The organism is Pleomorphomonas sp. NRK KF1 (assembly GCF_023721755.1).
GTDB lineage: Bacteria > Pseudomonadota > Alphaproteobacteria > Rhizobiales > Pleomorphomonadaceae > Pleomorphomonas.
The window spans coordinates 1,092,070-1,111,152 of record NZ_JAMDLH010000001.1; the positions used below are offsets into that span (position 1 = coordinate 1,092,070).

Consider the following 19,083-nt stretch of genomic DNA (forward strand, 5'->3'; position numbering starts at 1 on the left):
CCACCGGCGAAGCAGGATGCATCAGGCCGATAGCGCCTGCGCCACTTCGCCGGCGTCGTCGCCGACGATCAGCTGATAGTGCGCTGCTCCCAGCGTGGCGACCGCCCGCACCCCGGCCTTCTTGACGAGCGACTGGTCGAACCGTTTGGGATCGGCCACCTCAATGCGAACGCGGGTTCCGGACACCGCCTCGACCGAAACGATGTTGGCGCGTCCACCGAGCGCATCGACCATCTGGTCGGCCTTCAGTCGGGCGGCAACCGACGGCACCCCAGCAGCAGGCTTTGCCGCGACCGGCGCGGCGGCTGCGGCCGGAGCGGCGCCACCGGCGGGCTGGGTGCGCAGATACTCCTCCATGTCGGTCTTCATGTTTTCCGACTGGGTGCCGAAGATCACCTGCAGGCCCTGGCCCACCACCATGACGCCCGCGGCGCCCATTTCCTTGAACGTCGCCTGATTCACCTTGGCGATGTCGGCGACGCCGACGCGCAGGCGGGTGATGCAGGCATCGAGATTGGTGATGTTCTGAGCGCCACCGAAGGCGGTGACCAGCTTGCGGGCGGTGGCGAAGCGATCGTTGCCGTCAAGCGCCTCGGTAGCCGTCTCCACGCTGCCGACGGCGTCATCCTCGCGGCCGGGAGTCTTGAGGTCGAACTTCAGGATGGCGAAGCGGAACACCCCGTAATAGATGGCCGCATAGATCGGCCCGAGGATCAGTGTCATCCACCAGTTGTGGGCCTTGGAGCCGAAGACGTTGAACAGCAGGAAGTCGATGCCGCCCTGCGAGAAGGTGAAGCCCATGTGGATGTCGAGCGTGTTGGCCACGAACTGGGTGGTGGCGGCGAGCACGGCATGCAAAGCGTAGAGGGCTGGGGCGACGAACAGGAACGAGAACTCGATGGGCTCGGTGATGCCGGTCAGGAACGAGGTCAGCGCGGCCGAGATCATCATGCCCATGACCTTGAGCCGGTTCTCCGGCCTAGCCGTGTGGGCGATGGCGATGGCGGCGGCCGGCAGGCCCCACATCTTGAACAGGAAGGCGCCCGAAAGGATGCCGGCGGTGGGGTCGCCCGCGAAGAAGCGGTTGATGTCGCCGTGAACCACCTTGCCGGCGGCGTCGGTGAACGACCCGATCTCGAAGAAGAACGGCACGTTCCAGATGTGGTGCAGGCCGAACGGGATCAGCAGGCGCTCGACGAAGCCGTAGATGGTGGCGGCGAGGCGCGGATCGCTGTCGGCCGCCCAGTGCGAGAACACGTCGATGCCGGCCTGCACGGGCTGCCAGACGAAGGACAGCACCACGCCGGCGACGATGGCCGCGACGCCGGTGATGATCGGCACGAAGCGCTTGCCGGCGAAGAATCCGAGGTAGGACGGCAGCTGGATGCGGAAGTAGCGGTTGAACAGCGATGCCGCGATGGCGCCGATGATGATGCCGCCGAACACGCCGGTGTCGATGGTCGGCACCGTCTTGCCGGCGAGTATCGGCACCTCCAGGAACACTGCCATGGCGCTGAGCGTCGCCGTCATGACGAAGTAGCCGACGACGGCCGCGATGGCGGCGACGCCATCATTCTTGGCGAGGCCGAGGGCCACGCCGACAGCGAAGATGATCGGCAGGTTGCCGAAGATGGCGTCGCCACCCTTGGCCATCACCTGCGACACGATCTCGGGTAGGAAGGAGAAGTTGGACGCGCCGATGCCGAGCAGAAGGCCGGCGACGGGCAGCACGGCTACGGGCAACATCAGCGCCTTGCCGATCTGCTGCAGCACTCCGAAAGCTGACTTGAACATGGTTGGAAACCTCTGGGATTAAGCTTCGGGCCAGGACTGGGCGAGCATGCGGCGCACCGCCTCGCCGGATTCGAGGGCGAGCGCCGCCTCGGCGACCGCCTTGCACTTGGTCATGTCGAGCGTGCGCACCATCGCCTTGATCTCGGCGATCGAGCCTGATGTCGCCGACAGCTCGGTGACGCCGAGGCCGATCAGCACCGGTGCCGCCAGCGGGAAGGAGGCAAGCGAACCGCAGACGCCGACCCAGCGGCCATGCGCCTTCGCCCCTTCGGCCGCCAGCTGGATCAGCCTGAGCACCGCCGGGTGGAAGGGATCGAGCTGCTTGGCGAGGCGGGCGTTCACCCGGTCGATGGCCAGCGTGTACTGGGCAAGGTCGTTGGTACCGACCGACAGGAAGTCGGCCTCGGCGGCCAGCGTCTTCGAAATCAACGCCGCCGAGGGAACCTCGACCATGATGCCGACCTCGATCGGCGCGGTCCGCCCGAGCGCCTTCATTTCCTCGTCGATCACCTTCCGCACATCCCGAAGGTCGGCGAGCGTGGCGATCATCGGCAGCAGGATCTTGGTCTGGCCGTAGGGCTTCACCCTGAGGATGGCGCGGATTTGCGTCCTGAGAAGTTCGGGCTGCCAGAGGCTCATGCGGACGCCGCGCAGACCGAGAGCGGGGTTTTCCTCTTTCGGCAGGTTGGCGTAGGGCACGTCCTTGTCGGCGCCGGCATCGAGGGTGCGGATGATCAGCGGCCGTCCCTTCAGGCCATCGGCAATGGCCTGATATTGGGCATATTGCTCGTCTTCGCTCGGCGCCGAGGTGCGGTTGAGGAACAGGAACTCCGACCGCATCAGGCCGCAACCTTCCGCGCCGCTCTCAAGCGCCACGGCAACGTCGGCGGGGCCGCCGAGATTGGCGACCACCTCGATCCGCCTGCCGTCGGCCATGTAGCAATCGTCCTGCGTCGCGGCGCGATTGGCGGCAAGACGTTCGCGACGACGAACCACGGCGGCACGAACGCCAGCCAGTTCGTCCGCCGGCGGGTTGATCAGCACCATCGCCTTGTCAGCGTCGAGAACAACCGGCTGCCCATCGGGGACGCACAGAACGCCGACACCGGCGGCGACGACGGCCGGGATGCCCTTCGACGCCGCGAGAATCGACACATGCGCCGTCGGACCGGCATAGGCCAGCACGATGCCGGCCACCTTGGTCAGGTCGAGATCGGCGAACTGCGACGGCAACAGGTCCGCGGCGAAGATGACCGCCTCGTCGGGCAGCACCGTCGCCGAACCGGACACGCCCAACAGAATGGCCAGAACGCGCCGACGGACATCCTCGAGATCGGTGGCCCGCTCGGCCAGCACCGGGTTGCCGAGCTTGCGCAGGGCGGCGACCTGACGATCGATGGCCGTCTTCCAGGCATAGGCGGCGCTCTTGCCGTCACGGATCATCGTCCATGCGGCATCGCGCAGGTCGGGATCCTCGACGAAGGACAGATGGGCGGTGAGGATCTCGGCCTGCTGCCCCTTGCTCTCGGCGATCTTCGCGCCGAGATCGGTCGCGGCCGTCTTGAGCGCGGCGCGCAGCTCCTTGATTTCCTGTTCGACGTCGGCGCCGGCCTCGGAAACCTCGAAGTCTTCGGAGGTGATGCGAACCGACACGCCGGCAGCGAGCCCAGGCGAGGCCGTCGTACCCTCGATGGCCTTGGCGACACCCGGTCCCCAAAGCTCGGGCGCGGCGATGTCCGTCGACGAGTCCTTTTCCGGCGAGGCGGCGGCTTCTGGCTCGGAGATGGGAACAGTCGCCGCCGGAGCTTCCGGCCCGCCCAGCAGCGCGGCGATGCGGTTTGCAACCTCTGCGCCATCGGCTCCCTTGGCCTCGATGGTCAGCTCGTCATTGTGCTGGGCGCCGAGCAGCATCAGCCCGACCGGGCTGGCCGCGCTGGCCTTGCGCTCGCCGAGACGGATGATGACTTCGGCGCTGCCGGACTTCGCCGCCTCGGCGATCAGGCCGGCGGGGCGGGCGTGGATGCCATGCGGATCGGCAATGCGCACCTTGACGACGACCGCATCGCCTACCGACGCGCTCGCAGGAGACGGCGCCGCTTCGCCTTGCGGATCGATAGTGGCAACCTCGTCACCGCTCGCGATCTCCCGATCGACGCCGGGAACGGACAGCGTGAAGCGTTCGCCATTGGTCAGCACCACCGGAACCACCAGGCTGCGCACCAACTGCGAGATGACGTCCATGTCGAAGCTGATCAGCGGATCGCCGGCCTTGACCCTGTCGCCCTCGGCCACGTGGGGCGTAAAGCCATCGCCCTTGAGCGCCACGGTGTCGAGGCCAATGTGCATCAGCACCTCGGCGCCATCGTCCGCCCTCAGCGTCACGGCGTGGTGGGCGCGATGGAGCGAGGTAACCACGCCGGCGAATGGCGCGCGTAGCGTCGCGTCGGTCGGATCGATGGCGAAGCCGTCGCCCAGGATTCGGCCGCTGAACACCGGATCGGGAACGTCGGCGATGGAGCCGAGCCAACCGCCGATCGGAGCCCGCAGGTAAAGTCTGCCCTTCGCGTCGAGCGACTTGCCGCCGCCGGACGCGTTCTTTGAATGATCAACCACGTCAAGACTCCGTCAGATCCTGGGTTTCTCCATCAGGCGGCGTGTCGCCCTGTTCGGTTCTTTCATGCGTGCCATCGGCTGGTGCCGGGTGACAGTCATCCTCGCGGCGGCGCCTGGGCACTGTCGCGAAAGATCAGATCGACCGGCCAGACTTCCGAGAGGTCGGCCGGATCGGCACCGCCGACCAGCGCGGCGGCCAATTCCGCTACGCGCCCCCCGGCGGACCGGATCGACGAGAAGGTGGTTGTCAGAGCCGGCTCGAAGGCCTCCGGCCGCACGGTTGCGAGGCCGTCGTCATGGGCGATGACCGAAACGTCCCGGCCGATCTTGAGACCGCAGTCGCCGATCGCCCGGCAACAACCGGAGGCCAGGAACATCGATGCACAGAGAAAGGCGGTCGGCGCCGTTGGCAAGGCCAGCAGCGTGCGCGTGGCTCGATAGCCATGATCCTCGGTCGCAGGGCCAGCCATGAACAAACCGGCTTCGGCAGTCAGTCCCCGACGGTCGAGGGCGGTGTGCCAGCCGACCATGCGTTGTTCCGACGCCGACAGATCGGCCGGACCACTGACTAGCGCGATCGCCCTGTGGCCGAGACCGGTGAGCAGATCGACGGCGCGGCGCACGCCGTCCTCATGATCGATGTCGAGATGCGGATAGACAAGCGAGCCCGCCGTACGGCCGCAGGTCACCGCCTGCAGGCCGAGGTGCGACAGCAGCCGAATGCGGAGATCCTCGACCTTGAGGTTGGCGAGAATCATCACGTCGACCGCCTTGGCGCGGGCCAGTCGGCGATAGCCAGCCTCTTCACCGTCGAATGTGGCGTTGACATAGAGATCGCGCCCGCAACGCCCTGCCCCGTCGGCAAGCCCGGCCAGAAACTCGCCGAACACCGGATCGGCCATCTCGCTGGAAGCCCCAGGCAGAACCACGCCGAATGCGCCGGACTCACCGGTGGCAAGCCGCTTGGCACTGATGTTGGGCGTATAGTTGAACCGCCGGGCAGCTTCCTGCACGCGAAGACGCGTCTCCTCGTTGACTTCGGAGAAGCCGTTGAGAGCCCGGCTCACAGTCGTCTTCGACAGACCTAGATGCTGCGCCAGCTCCCTGAGATTCACCTAAGCGCCTCCGAGCCAAGGCCAGTTGAGACGAGTCTTGGCGCCATCTCGAACCGGTTTGGAAACTCCGTCTATGCCCATATCGTCGCTTTTCCCGGAAAACAACGCCTGATAGGCACAAACGAACAGATTATTTCGGACAGAGAAATAAAACAGCTCGAACCGGTTTGAAAGATCGGTACAAAACCGGGCGTCACAATGGACGACGCCCGCTTGGGCCGCTGCGCGTCCGAACGGCCTTTTCCACAAATCCAGAAGGAGATCGCAAGCGTCATCGGCCACAGGCCAAGCCGCACTCACTCGTCATCGTCGCTTGCTATTGGGGGAAAAGGATGGTCGGGCAGAGAGGATTTGAACCTCCGACCCCGTGTCCCCCAGACACGTGCGCTAACCAGGCTGCGCTACTGCCCGTCCTATCTTCGTCCGGCGTCGACCGCCGGACGGGAGGGATTTAGCCGGTTCGACCCGGCGGGACAAGTGCTAATTTCACCCCTTCCCCACCGGATGGCTCGTCAGCGCGTCTGATCCAGGAGGCGCTTGCATTCCAGAAGTTCGAACAACGTCGACTGCAGGCGCCTGATATCCTCTCGCGACAACCCGCTCGAACTGGATGCCGAGGCGTGCTCCGGCGTTGCGCGGAAGCGCTCCATGAAGCGAAATCCGCCGCGGTTTGTGCTCTCCGGCAAAATGCCGGCCGGCAACGGCTCCTCCTCGACCTCTGGCGCACGCGCCATCGGCGGCTCCATCCGAGCCTCGGCACGCGCAGCGGAACGCTGTGGCACCACAGGTTCCAGCTCGGGCTCCTCGGCTTCGAAGACCGCCTCGTCCACCGGGGAGTCGGCTTCGTCCGAGACCTCGCCGTTCGGAATCACGGGAATTGGTTCGCCTGGATGGCGCCAGACCTCCATGACGAAACGGGCACCCTGTTCCTTCAGGATGCGCTGGACGCCCTTGATCGTGTAGCCTTCGCCGTAGAGAAGATACTGGATGCCGCGCAACAGCTCGACATCATCAGGACGATAGTAGCGGCGCCCGCCGCCGCGCTTCATCGGCCGGATCTGGCTGAACTTGGTTTCCCAGAATCGCAAGACGTGCTGCGGAAGATCGAGCTCCTCCGCAACCTCGCTGATTGTCCTGAACGCGTCAGTTGCCTTTTCCACGCCGCCGCCCGACCTGATGCCGTACTCGTTCCCGGAAGACCGGATTCGCAAAGCGCCCTAATATAGAAGTGACAGGCGAAGGAAGCCAAGCCCGATATCGCATTAACACGAAGATCGGCCGCTAATAGTCTGTATTTTAAATGGAGTTTCAGAGTGGCCGGCAGTCAGCCGGCCTCACTCAATCGTCGCCCTGAACGGACGAAGCGTCGCCGCCGTTGATTTCCGTCTTCAGCACATTGCTGGGCTTGAACACCAGCACACGCCGAGGAAGAATCGGAACTTCTTCACCCGTCTTGGGGTTGCGACCGATGCGCTCGGTCTTAGAACGGACAGAAAACGTACCGAAGGAAGACAGCTTCACGGTCTCGCCCGTCACCAGACAATCAGCGATCTCGCGCAGCACCGATTCGACGAGTTCAGCGGACTCGCTCCTCGACAGACCAACCTTCTGGTACACGGCCTCGCAAAGATCGGCGCGGGTTACGGTTTTGCCCCCCATGGATCGCAAGCTCCCGTTGTTCCAGTCGACCGTGGATCTGGCCGACGGTCGAGATCCAAAGACATAGCGCACGAACGTAGTGCCAGATACGGATGCGGTCAATGCATTTTTCGCGCAAGTCTTTCCAAACAAACAAAAAACCGCAGCATGCTACCAACGGAGGATAACGGCTCCCCAGGTGAGGCCGCCGCCGACCGCTTCGAACAGGATCACGTCGTCACGCTTGACCTTGTTCGAACGCACCGCGAAATCGAGAGCCAGCGGAATGGTCGCCGCCGAGGTGTTGGCGTGCCCTTCAACCGTGACGATCGTCTTCTCAAGGGGAATGCCGAGCTTCTTCGCCGAGCCCTCGATGATGCGACGATTGGCCTGGTGCGGGATGAACCAGTCGATGCTCGCCCCGTCGAACCCGGTCGCCTCGAACACCGACTTGATGACGTCGCCGACGCCGCCGACCGCGAACTTGAACACTTCCTGGCCGTGCATGCGCACGTGGCCGGGAGCACCGGTCATCGACGGCCCGCCGTCGGTGCACAACTTGTCGACATGACGCCCGTCGGCCCGGAGGCTGGCGGCGAGAACTCCGCGATCGGCCGTCGTGCCCTCGCCTTCCTCGGTCCCCAGCACCACCGCGCCAGCCCCATCGCCGAACAGCACGCAGGTGGTGCGATCATTCCAGTCGAGGATGCGCGAGAAGGTATCGGCGCCAATCACCAGCGCCTTTCGGGCAAGGCCGGTGCGCAGCAGGCTGTCGGCAACACTGAGTGCGTAGATGAAGCCGGAACACACCGCCTGCAGATCGAAGGCGAAACCGTGGGTGACGCCGAGCTTGCGCTGAACTTCGACCGCCGACGAGGGAAAGGTACGGTCGGGCGTTGCCGTCGCCAGCAGCACCAGATCGATCTCGTCGACGGAGACGCCGGCGGCCTCGAGCGCCTTGGCAGCGGCGGCGGTCGCCAGATCGGACGTCATCTCGCCATCGGCGGCGACATGGCGCTCGCGAATGCCCGTACGCTGGACGATCCATTCGTCCGTCGTGTCGACAAGCTTGGTGAGGTCTTCGTTGGTCAGAATCTTGGCGGGCAGGTAGCTTCCCGTGCCTAGAATGACGCTGCGGATCACGCTCAGCTTCCTTTCTCGCCGGCGGCAAGGCTGATCGCCGCCTGCTCCCGGTAATAGTGTGCAAGGTCCGTCTCGATCTTGCTCATGAGGCCGTTGCGGGCCATGTCGTAGCCAAGATCGAGCGCGGCCGCAAAGCCAAAGGCGTCGGTGCCGCCATGGCTCTTGATGACGATGCCGTTCAGCCCCAGGAAGACGCCGCCGTTATACTTGCGCGGATCCATCTTCTCCCTGAGCCCCTGGAAGGCGCCACGGGCGAGGAGATAGCCGACGCGCGTCATCCACGTGCGGCCGAGCGCCGTGCGCAGGTAGCTCGTCAGCTGCTTGGCCGTGCCCTCCGCCGTCTTGAGGGCGATGTTGCCGGCGAAACCTTCCGTGACGATCACGTCCACGCGACCGCGGCCGATGTCGTCGCCCTCCACGAAGCCTTCGTAATGAAGGTTGGCGAGGGCCGTCTCCTTGAGGATCTGGCCGGCCGCCCGCACTTCCTCGTTGCCCTTGACGTCCTCGACGCCGACGTTGAGCAACCCCACCGAGGCGACCTCGGTGTGAAAGAGCGCGCGGGCCATGGCCGCACCCATCACGGCAAAGCCGATCAGCTGCTGCGCATCGGCGCCGATGGATGCCCCGACGTCGAGCACGATCGATTCCGACTTGAGGTTGGGCCAGAGCGCCGCGAGCGCCGGGCGCTCGATGTTGGCCATTGTCCTGAGGCAAAACTTGGACATTGCCATCAAGGCGCCGGTGTTTCCGGCGGAGACGGCAAAATGCGCCTCGCCCTTCTTCACCGCTTCGATCGCCCGCCACATGGACGATTTCCACCGGCCGTGACGCAAGGCGCTGGACGGCTTCTCGTCCATGGCCACGGTGATCTCGCAATGATGAAAGCGGGAGGCAGCCTTGACCCTCGGATACTGCTCCAGAACCGGAAGCACCACCGCCTCGTCGCCAAACAGTTCGTAGCGGAGATCCGGACGCCGCGTCAGCTCGAGGTCAGCGCCGGCGAGCGTCACCGACGGCCCGAAGTCGCCGCCCATGACGTCGATGGATATGATAAGGGGTTCGGCCATAAGTCCTCGGAAACGCGGCGACCGCCGAAATTGATCGGGCGGGAAGATAACCATTCCCCCCCAGGAAACAACATCAAAATGCGCGTCGTCCGCCCCCGAACCACGCGGCGTCGGTCAGGATGAGGGCTTGTCCTTCAGCGCGGCGAGGCCGGCGAACGGCGATTCGGCCTCGTCCTCGCTGCCGTCGTCCTCGATGAACGGCGTGAACTCGACGCCTGGCTTGCGCGGATAAGGGTCGAGGCCGACGGCGATGAACTCGGTGGTCAGCACGCCGAGATCGACCGTCGATCCCAGGATCGGTTCCGGCGGATCCTCGGCATCGATATCGACCTCGATCTCCTCGCTGACCGGCTCGATTTCGCTCTCCGGCAAGTACCGAAGGTCAACGATCTCATGGATGCTCTCGGGCACCGGGTCGAGGGTGACGACGCAGGCCTGCTCCACTTCCGCCCGCACCTCGCCCACGACCTTGAAACCGGTCTTGCGGAACGGCGAAATGGTAAACTCGGCCGAAGCGCTCGCCACCTTCACAATGCCCAGCGCGTCGGCCATGGCCTCGCACTCGGCCGGGCTGGCCTCGAAAGCCACCGGCGTTCCGCGCGGCTGAACGCCGCTCCATGCGAAGACGCGGGAGAATGGGATATCGGCTTTTACAGTCATGGCTTGGTATCCGAAAGTGCCGGCTCGCCGGCGGAAATGGGGCGTTGAATCGAGGAAGGCAAGCCCCCTGTCACAAGTTCGTTCACCGGCACGTCCGCAAGCCCCTGGGCGAAGCCGCGTATATGGACGGCAAGACGGGCAACCTGATCGGGCTCGATCGCCAGCCCCCCGTAGACATTGCGCGCGAGCACCTCGGCCAGCGCACCCGGCTGCTCGGAGCCGAGCGCCGCAACCGTCGCCTCCGTCCGGCCATAGAACGCGCCGACGACCTTCTTGAGACGCCGCTTGAGGCCGCTGTCGTCATAACCGATCTCGCGCATCGACCGTTCCATGTCGTCGATGAAGAGTTCGCTGAGCTGGCGCGCCGTCTCGCGTCCGGCGTCGTCCCGCGACAGGCGATGAACGGCGAGGCCGACATGCAGCATCAGCATTTCGAGCCGCCCCTCCACGGTATCGGCAACCCCGAGCTCGGCGTAAAATACCTGATGGCGCGAGACCTGCATCAAGGCCTCGTAGAACGGAGCGACGCGAGACGATCTCTTCCGCCCGAAAAGGCCGAACACCATAGTTTTGCCGTTTCCTTCCCCGAAGACCGATTCCGACGTGGTGATCTACAGGAAACCGCGCCGGGCGCACGAATTGACGTTGCCTCGTGACCTAGCGCAAGGTAACCAAGTTGCCAAGCGTGGAAGTCGGGACAATGCTCGAAGCCCCGCCAGCGGCTTCCGACGCCAGATGGCGTCGCATGGAACGACAGCCGAGGGCCGAGGGCCCGCCGGCACCCGAGGCGGAAGAAAGCACGGCGATCGCTATGCTGCGATTGTCCACGGTGTGGTTATGAGTGCCGGGAGGCTCATGTGAAGTTCAGCCGCAGTGTACGCCCGTCGGGCATGATGTTTGGTCTGAAGGGCGCCGCGATCGCCCTGCTGACGGCCGTCTCGGTGTCGGCTTGCGGCACGCCGCCGATCCAGCATGGCTACGTGCTCTCCGAGGACGCCCTGGCGCAGGTGCCGGTCGGCTCGTCGCGCGAACAGGTGCTTCTGGTGCTCGGCTCGCCGTCGACGACCTCGACGCTCTCCGGCGACACCTTCTATTACATCTCACAGACCATCGACGAGAACCCGCTCATGGGGCGCTCGGTCACCGACCAGCGGGTGCTCGCCGTCTATTTCGACGAGAACGGTCTGGTCAAGCAGATCGCCAACTACGGTCTGAAGGACGGCAAGGTGTTCGACTTCATCGAGCGCAAGACCCGCACCGGCGGCGCCGACCTCAACCTCATCGCCCAGATCTTCAAGGGCGTGGGCCGCGTCAACCCGCTCGGCAATATGAACTGAGCCATCACGATCCCGACGAGAAGGGCGCGGCATCGACCGCGCCCTTTTTCATGTCTCAAGCCTTGCGACCCGAAAACATCGTCGCCGTGTAGACCACCAGCGCCGCCCAGATGAACATGAAGGCGACGAGCTTGCCGACCGAGAACGGCTCGTGGAACACGAAGACGGCTGTCAGAAAGATCATCGACGGCGCGATATACTGCATGAGACCGATGGTCGAGTAGCGCAGAAGCCGCGCGCCATAGACGAACAGGATGAGCGGCACCGCCGTCACGAGGCCAGACGCCGCCAGCAGCAGCGTGTCGGAGGCCGTGGTCACCTCCCCTGTCCCCATGAAGTGTCCGCTGCCAGTGGCCGCAAGCCAGCCGACGTACGCAAGCGCCAAGGGCGAAATCAGAACGACTTCCAGAAGGAAGCCGTGTGTCGGCCCGATCGGCAGCGTTTTCTTGAGATAGCCGTAGATGCCGAATGAGAGGGCCAGCGCCAGCGACACCCAGGGCAGGCCGCCGCTCTCCACGGTCATCAGACCGACGCCGAAGACCGCGAGCGCGACGGCGAACACCTGGGCGCGGCTCAATCGCTCGCCGAGAAAGATCGTCCCAAGGGCAACGTTGACCAGCGGATTGATGAAGTAGCCGAGCGCCGATTCGAGCGCCCTGCCCGACCCGATCGCCCAGACGTAGATCGCCCAGTTCACCGAGATGAGGCTGGCCGTGAGAAACCCCATGGCGAGCGTGCGCGGCTGCCGGAACACCGTCAGAAAGCTGCCGAAGCCGCCCTGGGCGACGACGATCGCCACCGTGATCGGCACCGACCACAGCACGCGATGGGCCACCACCTCGTAGGGCGAGATGTGGGCGACGGCCTTCATGTAGAAGGGCAGAAATCCCCAGAGAAGGTAGGCCGAGAAGGCAAAGGCGAAGCCGCGATAGCGGCCGAGACCAGCCGGAACAGCGGCTTGGGCGGATGTCATGGTCATGATTCCGGACAATGGCCGGCGGTGCCGGACGGCGCCACCCGAAAAGCCGAAGCGGCGGCCGGTTGCCCGACCGCCGCTTCGTTCAGTCGCAATACTGATGTGGTCTATCAGCTATGGGCGAGAACCGCCAGCAGCAGCAGGGCCACGATGTTGGTGATCTTGATGGCCGGGTTGACGGCCGGACCGGCGGTGTCCTTGTAGGGATCGCCGACGGTGTCGCCGGTCACCGAAGCCTTGTGGGCGTCGGAACCCTTGAAGTGCTTGACGCCGTCCTTGTCGACGAAACCGTCCTCGAAGCTCTTCTTGGCGTTGTCCCAGGCGCCACCACCCGAGGTCATCGAGATGGCGACGAACAGGCCGTTGACGATCACGCCGAGCAGCGAGGCGCCGAGGGCGGCGAAGGCGTTGGCCTTCGAGCCGGAGGCGGCGAGCACGCCGAAGTAGACCACCAGCGGCGACAGCACCGGCAGAAGCGACGGGATGATCATTTCCTTGATCGCCGCCTTGGTCAGCATGTCGACGGCGCGGCCGTAGTCCGGACGCTCCGTGCCGGCCATGATGCCCGGCTTTTCCTTGAACTGACGACGGACTTCCTCCACCACCGAACCGGCGGCGCGGCCGACGGCGGTCATGGCGATGCCGCCGAACAGGTAGGGGATCAGGCCGCCGAACAGCAGACCGGCCACCACGTAGGGGTTGGACAGCGACAGGTCGATGGTGCCGATACCCTGGAAGTAGCTGACGCCACTTTCAGCGAAGTGCTTGATGTCGTTCGTATAGGCGGCGAACAGCACCAGCGCGCCGAGGCCGGCGGAACCAATGGCATAGCCCTTGGTGACGGCCTTGGTGGTGTTGCCGACGGCGTCGAGCGCGTCGGTGGTGTGACGGACGTCCTTGGGCAGGCCGGCCATTTCGGCGATGCCACCGGCATTGTCGGTGACCGGGCCGAAGGCGTCGAGAGCGACGATCATGCCGGCGAGGCCGAGCATGGTGGTCACCGCGATCGCCGTGCCGAACAGGCCGCCGAGCTGATAGGTGGCGATGATGCCGGCGACGATGACGAGCGCCGGGAGGGCGGTCGACTCGAGCGACACGGCGAGGCCCTGGATGACGTTGGTACCGTGGCCGGTAACCGACGACTGGGCGATCGACACCACAGGGCGCTTGCCCGTGCCGGTGTAGTACTCGGTGATCCAGACGATCAGGCCGGTGACGACGAGACCGAGGATACCGCAGATGAACAGCTTGGTGCCGGTCAGCGCGATACCGTCAACCACGGCGATTTCGCCCCAGCCGATGGTCAGCGAAGTGGCGCCACCGAGGCCGATGATCGACAGCAGCGACGAGGCCCAGAGACCCTTGTAGAGGGCGCCCATGATCGAGTTGTTGGCGCCGAGCTTCACGAAGAAGGTGCCGATGATCGACGTGATGATGCAGGCGCCGCAGATCAGCAGCGGATAGAGCATCGCGTTGAGGAGCAGCTCGCCATTGGTGGCGAAGAAGATCGAGGCGAGCACCATGGTGGCGACCACTGTCACCGCGTAGGTCTCAAACAGGTCGGCGGCCATGCCGGCGCAGTCGCCGACGTTGTCACCGACGTTGTCGGCGATCGTGGCGGGGTTGCGCGGATCATCCTCGGGGATACCGGCCTCGACCTTGCCGACGAGGTCGGCGCCGACGTCGGCGCCCTTGGTGAAGATGCCGCCGCCGAGACGGGCGAAGATCGAGATCAGCGAGGCGCCGAAGCCGAGGGCGACGAGGGCGTCGATGACGGTGCGGTCATTGGCCGCGTAGCCCATCGGGCCGGTCAGCACCCAGAAGTAGACGGCAACGCCGAGAAGCGCGAGGCCGGCCACCAGAAGGCCGGTGACGGCGCCCGCCTTGAAGGCGATGTTGAGACCGCCGGCCAGCGACTGCATGGCAGCGGCGGCGGTGCGGACGTTGGCGCGAACCGAGACGTTCATGCCGATGAAGCCGGCGAGTCCGGACAGGACGGCGCCGACGACGAAGCCGATGGCGACCGGCAAACCGAGCAGCCACGCGATCACAACCAGGATCACCACGCCGACGATGCCGATCGTGGTGTACTGACGCTTGAGATAGGCCTGAGCACCCTCAGCGACAGCCCCAGAGATTTCCTGCATGCGGGCGCTGCCCGCGTCCGATGCCATCACGGACTTGATCGCCCATACGCCATAGGCGATGGACAACAGTCCGCAGATGATCGCGATGTAAAGAACGTACATGATCCCTCCGCAGTGCCGGACGCTCGAGGGTCCGGCCTTGGCGCCACGAACCGAAGGCGAACGCCCCTTGGGAACCTGACGGTTCCCGTGCCCGTTCGCCTTGGGAGCGACCCTCTTGTCCACCGCCTTGCTGAAATGGGTCGACACACGACGTCGACCCCGTTCCGCGGCCGGATACGAGGGCGGGATTACCGATATAGCCTCGTTTGGTGGCGTCAAGGGCGTGAAAGCCCGAAGCCTACGATTTTATCGTTTTGTCCCCATTCGGCACGAAAATGCGGCCGCTTCGCTTCGTTGCCGCCGAAACCGGGCGGTTCCGCGCACTCAGACGACGTAGCGCGCCGCCACGAATCCACCAACGATGATGATCAGCAGCCCCCACATTACCGCATCGAGGCGACGCTCGATGAACTGGCGGACCGGCTCGCCGTAAAGACGCAGCAGAAAGGCGACGAGGAAGAAGCGGGCGCCACGCGTGATCGCGCAGAGCAGCACGAAGAGCGGGAAATTATAGGCGGCAAAGCCCGAGGCGATGGTGACCAGCTTGAACGGGATGGGCGTCAGTCCCTTGATCAGGATGATCCAGGCGCCATAGTGGGCGTAGGCCGCGCGGAAGTCGTCGAAACTCTGGCCGTAGCCGTAGACGCGGATCAGCCAGGCTCCCACGCTATCGAACAGGAAAAGACCGATGGAATAGCCGAGGATGCCGCCGAGCACGGAGGCAACGGTGCAGATCAGTGCGTAGGTGAAAGCCTTGTCGCGGCGGGCCAGCACCATCGGCACCAGCATCACGTCGGGCGGGATCGGGAAGAACGAGCTTTCCGCGAAGGAAACGGCGGCGAGCCATGTGCCGGCCTTGCGGCTGCCAGCCAGCGACATGGTCCAATCGTAGAGCTTGCGGAACATCGGCCCTCCGGAAAAACAAAGAAAAACAACGATTCGGGGAAACAATCGGCGGCTACCCAAACGGAGCCCGGCGCAGGTCTAGCGACTCGCCCGTGGCGACGCAAGCCGGACAGCCGCTTGCGCGTCCGCTTGGTTGGAAACTTAGCAACTTTCGGGCCGACACCCTAGAAGTGGCGGTATGACCCCGACCCGAGGTCGGCGAGCGCCGAATGGTCGCCCCGAACCACGGCGCCCTCGCCCTGCCGGGCCCGGCCGATCGCGGTGGCGTTCACCCCCACCGAGGCCGCGGCCGCGAGGAAAGTGCCAACCTTGGCCTCGGGAATGGACAATGCCAGCTCGTAGTCGTCGCCGCCGGTCAGGGCAACGGAGAGAAGGCGCGGATCGACGGCAATCGCCGCCTGCGCGGCGGCCGACAACGGCACGCGGCCTGCGTCGATCTCGATGGCGACTCCGGAGGCGGCGGCCATCTTGCCGAGGTCGCCAACAAGACCATCGGAAATATCCATGCCGCCCGACGCGCAGTCGGCCGCCGCAGACGCCAGAGCGCCGCGCGGCTGGGGCAGCAGGTAACGATCGAGAAGATGGTCGCGATGTTCGGCGGAAAGTCCCAGTCGGCCGGAAAGCGCCGGGTCGAGGCGCAGGGAGAGGCCGAGAGCAGCGTCTCCGATGGTGCCGGTGACGACGATAACCTCACCGGCCTGCGCACCACCGCGCCGGACCATGCCGTCTTGCCTGACCTCGCCGATCGCCGTCACCGACAGCGTCAGGCCGGCCGGCGAGCGCACCGTGTCGCCACCATAGAGCGAGATGCCATAGATCGCCTGGTCGGCGGCGAGCCCGGCGCCCAAGGCGTCGATTTCCTCGGCGGTGAAATCCTTGGGAAGACCGAGAGCCAGAAGATAGCCGACCGGCGCCGCGCCCTTCGCGGCGAGATCTGAGAGGTTGACGCGCAAGGCCTTGCGCGCCACCGCGTCCCACGGATCCTCGGCAAAGAAATGGACGCCGCTCACCACCTCGTCCTTGGTCAGCACGAGATCGAGGCCGGGGCGCGGGCGGTAGAAGGCGGCGTCGTCGGTCAGCCCCAAGGCGCCATCGGCCGCAAGCGGCGCAAAGACCCGAGCGATCAGTTCGAACTCGCCAAGGCCGTCCGCCGCCGTCATGTCAGGCTCCCTCTTTGGGGAACTCGTCGGGACGGATTTCGTGGGCGATGCGATCGAGCACGCCGTTGACGAGACGGGGCTCGTCATCCTCGAAAAAGGCGCGGGCAACGTCGATATACTCGGAAATGATGACCCGGCCCGGCACGTCGCCGCGCTTCAGGAGCTCATAGGTGCCGCAGCGCAGGATGGCGCGCAGCGTCGCATCGACGCGCTTGAGCGGCCAGTCCTCGACCAGCGCCGTATGCACCATGGGATCGACCGTCCGCTGGTCGGCGACGACACCGCCGACGATATCGCGGAACCAGCCGGCATCCGCCTGCCTGTACTCGAAGCCGTCGAGCTCCTTGCCCAGGCGGAAGGCCTCGAACTCATGCACCACTTCCATGAGGTCGCCGCCGCCGATCTCAAGCTGGTAGAGCGCCTGCACGGCGGCGAGGCGGGCAGCCCCGCGCTGGTTGGCCGGACGCGGCTCGGATCTGGCGCCGGATCGGTCGTCGTTCATGGTCCCACTGTCTCCCAGGCGGCAGGATCGACCGGCATTCAATCCGGGCTCACATCCGCGCTGAATCGTCGTTTCGGAACGCCGCCACGCTCCGGAGAGAGCGGCGCGTAAGGCGCCGCCGGCCGGCGGCTGGTCCTGATAATGCTGTGGCGGCGCAAAGACCACGGAACGACCGGTTTGTCCAGCGGAAAACGGCACTTCCCGCGCCCTCGGTTTCAGCCGAGTCCCTTTTCCTTCTTCCAGCGCCGAAGCCGCTTGCGGGCGTTGTCGAAGGGCGACGCCGTGTTCAACTGGATCATGCGACCGAGCGTGTAGGTCTCGTACCACGGCTTGCCGTAGAGGTCGTGGTCGTCGGTGCCGTCGATAACGGCAAGGATGCGATCCTTCGTCGCGGCGAAACGGTCGAGCAGCCCCGGATAGGTCAGATCCGCATAGTCGGCATAGAACTTCCCGGCCAGTCGGCCGAGCTCGTTCCACTTGTAGCCGGTCTCCGGAAAGTCCACCTGTCGGCCGGCGTTCCAGCCGGCATGCCATTTCAGAACCAACTCTCCCCAGCCGACGAGATAGGCAACGAGATCATGCACGCTCATGATCGTACCCTTGGCGTGACCTTCGAGTGTCGGCTCGCGGGTAAGCGCCTCGGGCACTCCATCCAGATCGCTACGGAGTTTCAAGTAGTTGCCGCGAATGGCTTCGGCGAGTTCGGTCTTGTTTGTGGGAACAGTCACGTCTTTTCCCTATAATCACGGCCAACAGGTTGCCCGCCCCTATCGGCGCTATCGCTTTTCTGGCAGAGCAGCAGGCAACTTCCGAAACGGCGGATGGGCCATGCCGATCGACTATATCCTCAATGCCTTCGCGACACTTTTTGTCACCATCGATCCGGTGGGCCTCGCGCCGCTGGTGCTGGCGCTGACGGCCGGCGCCCGCCCCGAGATGCGACGCGCCATGGCCGTGCGCGCCTCGGTCATCGCCTTTCTGGTTCTGATCGCCTTCGCCTTCGTCGGCGCCGGCATCCTGACCTTCCTCGGCATATCCATGCCGGCCTTCCGCATCGCCGGCGGTCTCTTGCTGTTCTGGATCGCCTTCGAGATGGTGTTCGAGAAGCCCAAGTCGAGCGGTTCCGACAAGGGCGGCCACGCCGACGTAGCGGTCGGTCATCCGCAGCCGATCGGCGAGGACATCCGGCATCTCGCCGTCTTCCCGATCGCCATTCCCTTTCTTGCCGGCCCCGGCGCCATATCAGCCACCATTCTGCTGGCGGCGGACGCGCACGATCCGCTGACCATGGCGACGCTGGTGCTGATCATCGCCGCGATCATCGCCCTGTCCTTCGCCATCTTCATCGCCGCCGACCGCATCGACCGCTATCTGGGCGACACCGGCCGCAATGTGCTGACGCGACTTCTCGGCGTCCTGCTCGCCTCGCTCGCCGTTCAGTTCGTCGCTGACGGTATCAAGGCGATCATGGCGTAAGCATTCGCCCGTCGGGCGGAGAGCCAGACCGAGAAAGCGTCCAGCCAGACGAGGAGGAGACTTACTTCTTGGCGAAGGCAGCAGCGACGGCGGCGCGAATTGCCTTGTCCTGCTCGGCCGTGAGCTTCGCACGCGACGGTGCGTCGAAACTGTCGCCCTCGAACTGAGCCATCGCGGCCACGGAGGCCTTGCGGCATTTGTCGACCATGGAGCTTCGGTCGATGCCTTCGACGCGGTACTGGGTATTGACGCAGTAGTCGAGGAACTTGCGCGACAGAGTGTCGCGGGAAATCGTGTCGGCGCTTGCCGGCAACGCGCTGACCAGACCGACGGCAAGCGCAACGGCGGCAACAGAACCGGAAACAACCCGCATCATGGCCTCATTTTGAAAGAATCGTCAGGCCGCGCCGCGCGGCCCCGAAACGGCGGTTTCATAGAGCATTTTCC

18 protein-coding genes and 1 tRNA gene are annotated in these 19,083 nt (G+C 65.0%); 2 read left to right on the forward strand and 17 right to left on the reverse strand.

Annotated features, from left to right (window positions below):
* Nucleotides 1–21: 21 nt before the first annotated feature.
* The 10 genes from ptsG to M4J39_RS05060 form a co-directional block, all read right to left on the reverse strand.
* Nucleotides 22–1,794, reverse strand: a complete 1,773-nt coding sequence (gene ptsG / locus M4J39_RS05015; RefSeq protein WP_251726682.1) for a PTS glucose transporter subunit IIBC — start codon at nt 1,792–1,794, stop codon at nt 22–24.
* Between the two features lie 18 nt (nt 1,795–1,812).
* Nucleotides 1,813–4,407, reverse strand: a complete 2,595-nt coding sequence (ptsP, locus tag M4J39_RS05020; protein ID WP_251726683.1) for a phosphoenolpyruvate--protein phosphotransferase — start codon at nt 4,405–4,407, stop codon at nt 1,813–1,815.
* Between the two features lie 95 nt (nt 4,408–4,502).
* Nucleotides 4,503–5,522 carry a substrate-binding domain-containing protein gene (locus tag M4J39_RS05025; protein ID WP_251726684.1) on the reverse strand — a complete coding sequence of 340 codons (1,020 nt, stop codon included), beginning with the start codon at nt 5,520–5,522 and terminating at the stop codon, nt 4,503–4,505.
* A 333-nt stretch (nt 5,523–5,855) separates the two neighbouring features.
* Nucleotides 5,856–5,933, reverse strand: a tRNA-Pro gene (locus tag M4J39_RS05030).
* 101 nt (nt 5,934–6,034) lie between these two features.
* A complete protein-coding gene (locus tag M4J39_RS05035) occupies nt 6,035–6,682 on the reverse strand; it encodes a MerR family transcriptional regulator (protein ID WP_251726685.1) in 648 nt (215 codons plus the stop codon).
* A gap of 178 nt (nt 6,683–6,860) precedes the next feature.
* Nucleotides 6,861–7,253, reverse strand: a complete 393-nt coding sequence (locus M4J39_RS05040) for an integration host factor subunit alpha (RefSeq protein WP_371875400.1) — start codon at nt 7,251–7,253, stop codon at nt 6,861–6,863.
* Nucleotides 7,254–7,331: 78 nt separating this feature from the next.
* Nucleotides 7,332–8,303 (reverse strand): beta-ketoacyl-ACP synthase 3, encoded by a 972-nt coding sequence (locus M4J39_RS05045; RefSeq protein WP_251726686.1) that lies wholly within the window; start codon nt 8,301–8,303, stop codon nt 7,332–7,334.
* A gap of 2 nt (nt 8,304–8,305) precedes the next feature.
* Entirely contained in the window at nt 8,306–9,370 is a 1,065-nt protein-coding gene (gene plsX, locus M4J39_RS05050) for a phosphate acyltransferase PlsX (RefSeq protein ID WP_251726687.1), read from the reverse strand.
* Nucleotides 9,371–9,484: 114 nt separating this feature from the next.
* Nucleotides 9,485–10,030 (reverse strand): DUF177 domain-containing protein, encoded by a 546-nt coding sequence (locus tag M4J39_RS05055; protein ID WP_251726688.1) that lies wholly within the window; start codon nt 10,028–10,030, stop codon nt 9,485–9,487.
* Nucleotides 10,027–10,533 (reverse strand): ubiquinol-cytochrome C chaperone family protein, encoded by a 507-nt coding sequence (locus tag M4J39_RS05060; RefSeq protein WP_251726689.1) that lies wholly within the window; start codon nt 10,531–10,533, stop codon nt 10,027–10,029. The genes M4J39_RS05055 and M4J39_RS05060 overlap by 4 nt, the downstream gene beginning before the upstream one ends.
* Nucleotides 10,534–10,887: 354 nt before the next feature.
* On the opposite strand from M4J39_RS05060, the gene M4J39_RS05065 reads away from it, so the two are divergent.
* The gene (locus M4J39_RS05065) at nt 10,888–11,367 is read left to right on the forward strand and encodes an outer membrane protein assembly factor BamE (RefSeq protein ID WP_251726690.1); all 480 of its coding nucleotides are present in this window, start codon (nt 10,888–10,890) and stop codon (nt 11,365–11,367) included.
* 55 nt (nt 11,368–11,422) lie between these two features.
* Here M4J39_RS05065 and rarD read toward each other — a convergent pair whose 3' ends face one another.
* From rarD to M4J39_RS05095, 6 genes are all read right to left on the reverse strand, one after another.
* Nucleotides 11,423–12,340 carry an EamA family transporter RarD gene (gene rarD / locus M4J39_RS05070; protein ID WP_251726691.1) on the reverse strand — a complete coding sequence of 306 codons (918 nt, stop codon included), beginning with the start codon at nt 12,338–12,340 and terminating at the stop codon, nt 11,423–11,425.
* Between the two features lie 113 nt (nt 12,341–12,453).
* Entirely contained in the window at nt 12,454–14,592 is a 2,139-nt protein-coding gene (locus M4J39_RS05075; RefSeq protein WP_251726692.1) for a sodium-translocating pyrophosphatase, read from the reverse strand.
* Nucleotides 14,593–14,916: 324 nt separating this feature from the next.
* Nucleotides 14,917–15,498 (reverse strand): YqaA family protein, encoded by a 582-nt coding sequence (locus tag M4J39_RS05080; protein ID WP_251726693.1) that lies wholly within the window; start codon nt 15,496–15,498, stop codon nt 14,917–14,919.
* 164 nt (nt 15,499–15,662) lie between these two features.
* Nucleotides 15,663–16,658, reverse strand: a complete 996-nt coding sequence (gene thiL / locus M4J39_RS05085) for a thiamine-phosphate kinase (protein WP_251726694.1) — start codon at nt 16,656–16,658, stop codon at nt 15,663–15,665.
* Nucleotide 16,659: 1 nt separating this feature from the next.
* Nucleotides 16,660–17,160, reverse strand: a complete 501-nt coding sequence (gene nusB, locus M4J39_RS05090; RefSeq protein WP_251726695.1) for a transcription antitermination factor NusB — start codon at nt 17,158–17,160, stop codon at nt 16,660–16,662.
* A gap of 215 nt (nt 17,161–17,375) precedes the next feature.
* Nucleotides 17,376–17,888, reverse strand: coding sequence for a ClbS/DfsB family four-helix bundle protein (locus tag M4J39_RS05095; protein WP_251726696.1), 513 nt, complete (start codon nt 17,886–17,888; stop codon nt 17,376–17,378).
* Nucleotides 17,889–17,988: 100 nt separating this feature from the next.
* Here M4J39_RS05095 and M4J39_RS05100 point away from each other — a divergent pair, with 100 nt between their 5' ends.
* Nucleotides 17,989–18,636, forward strand: a complete 648-nt coding sequence (locus M4J39_RS05100) for a MarC family protein (RefSeq protein ID WP_251726697.1) — start codon at nt 17,989–17,991, stop codon at nt 18,634–18,636.
* A 61-nt stretch (nt 18,637–18,697) separates the two neighbouring features.
* Here the strand turns inward: M4J39_RS05100 and M4J39_RS05105 are convergent, their stop codons facing one another.
* Nucleotides 18,698–19,012 carry a hypothetical protein gene (locus M4J39_RS05105; RefSeq protein ID WP_251726698.1) on the reverse strand — a complete coding sequence of 105 codons (315 nt, stop codon included), beginning with the start codon at nt 19,010–19,012 and terminating at the stop codon, nt 18,698–18,700.
* Nucleotides 19,013–19,083 lie beyond the last annotated feature (71 nt).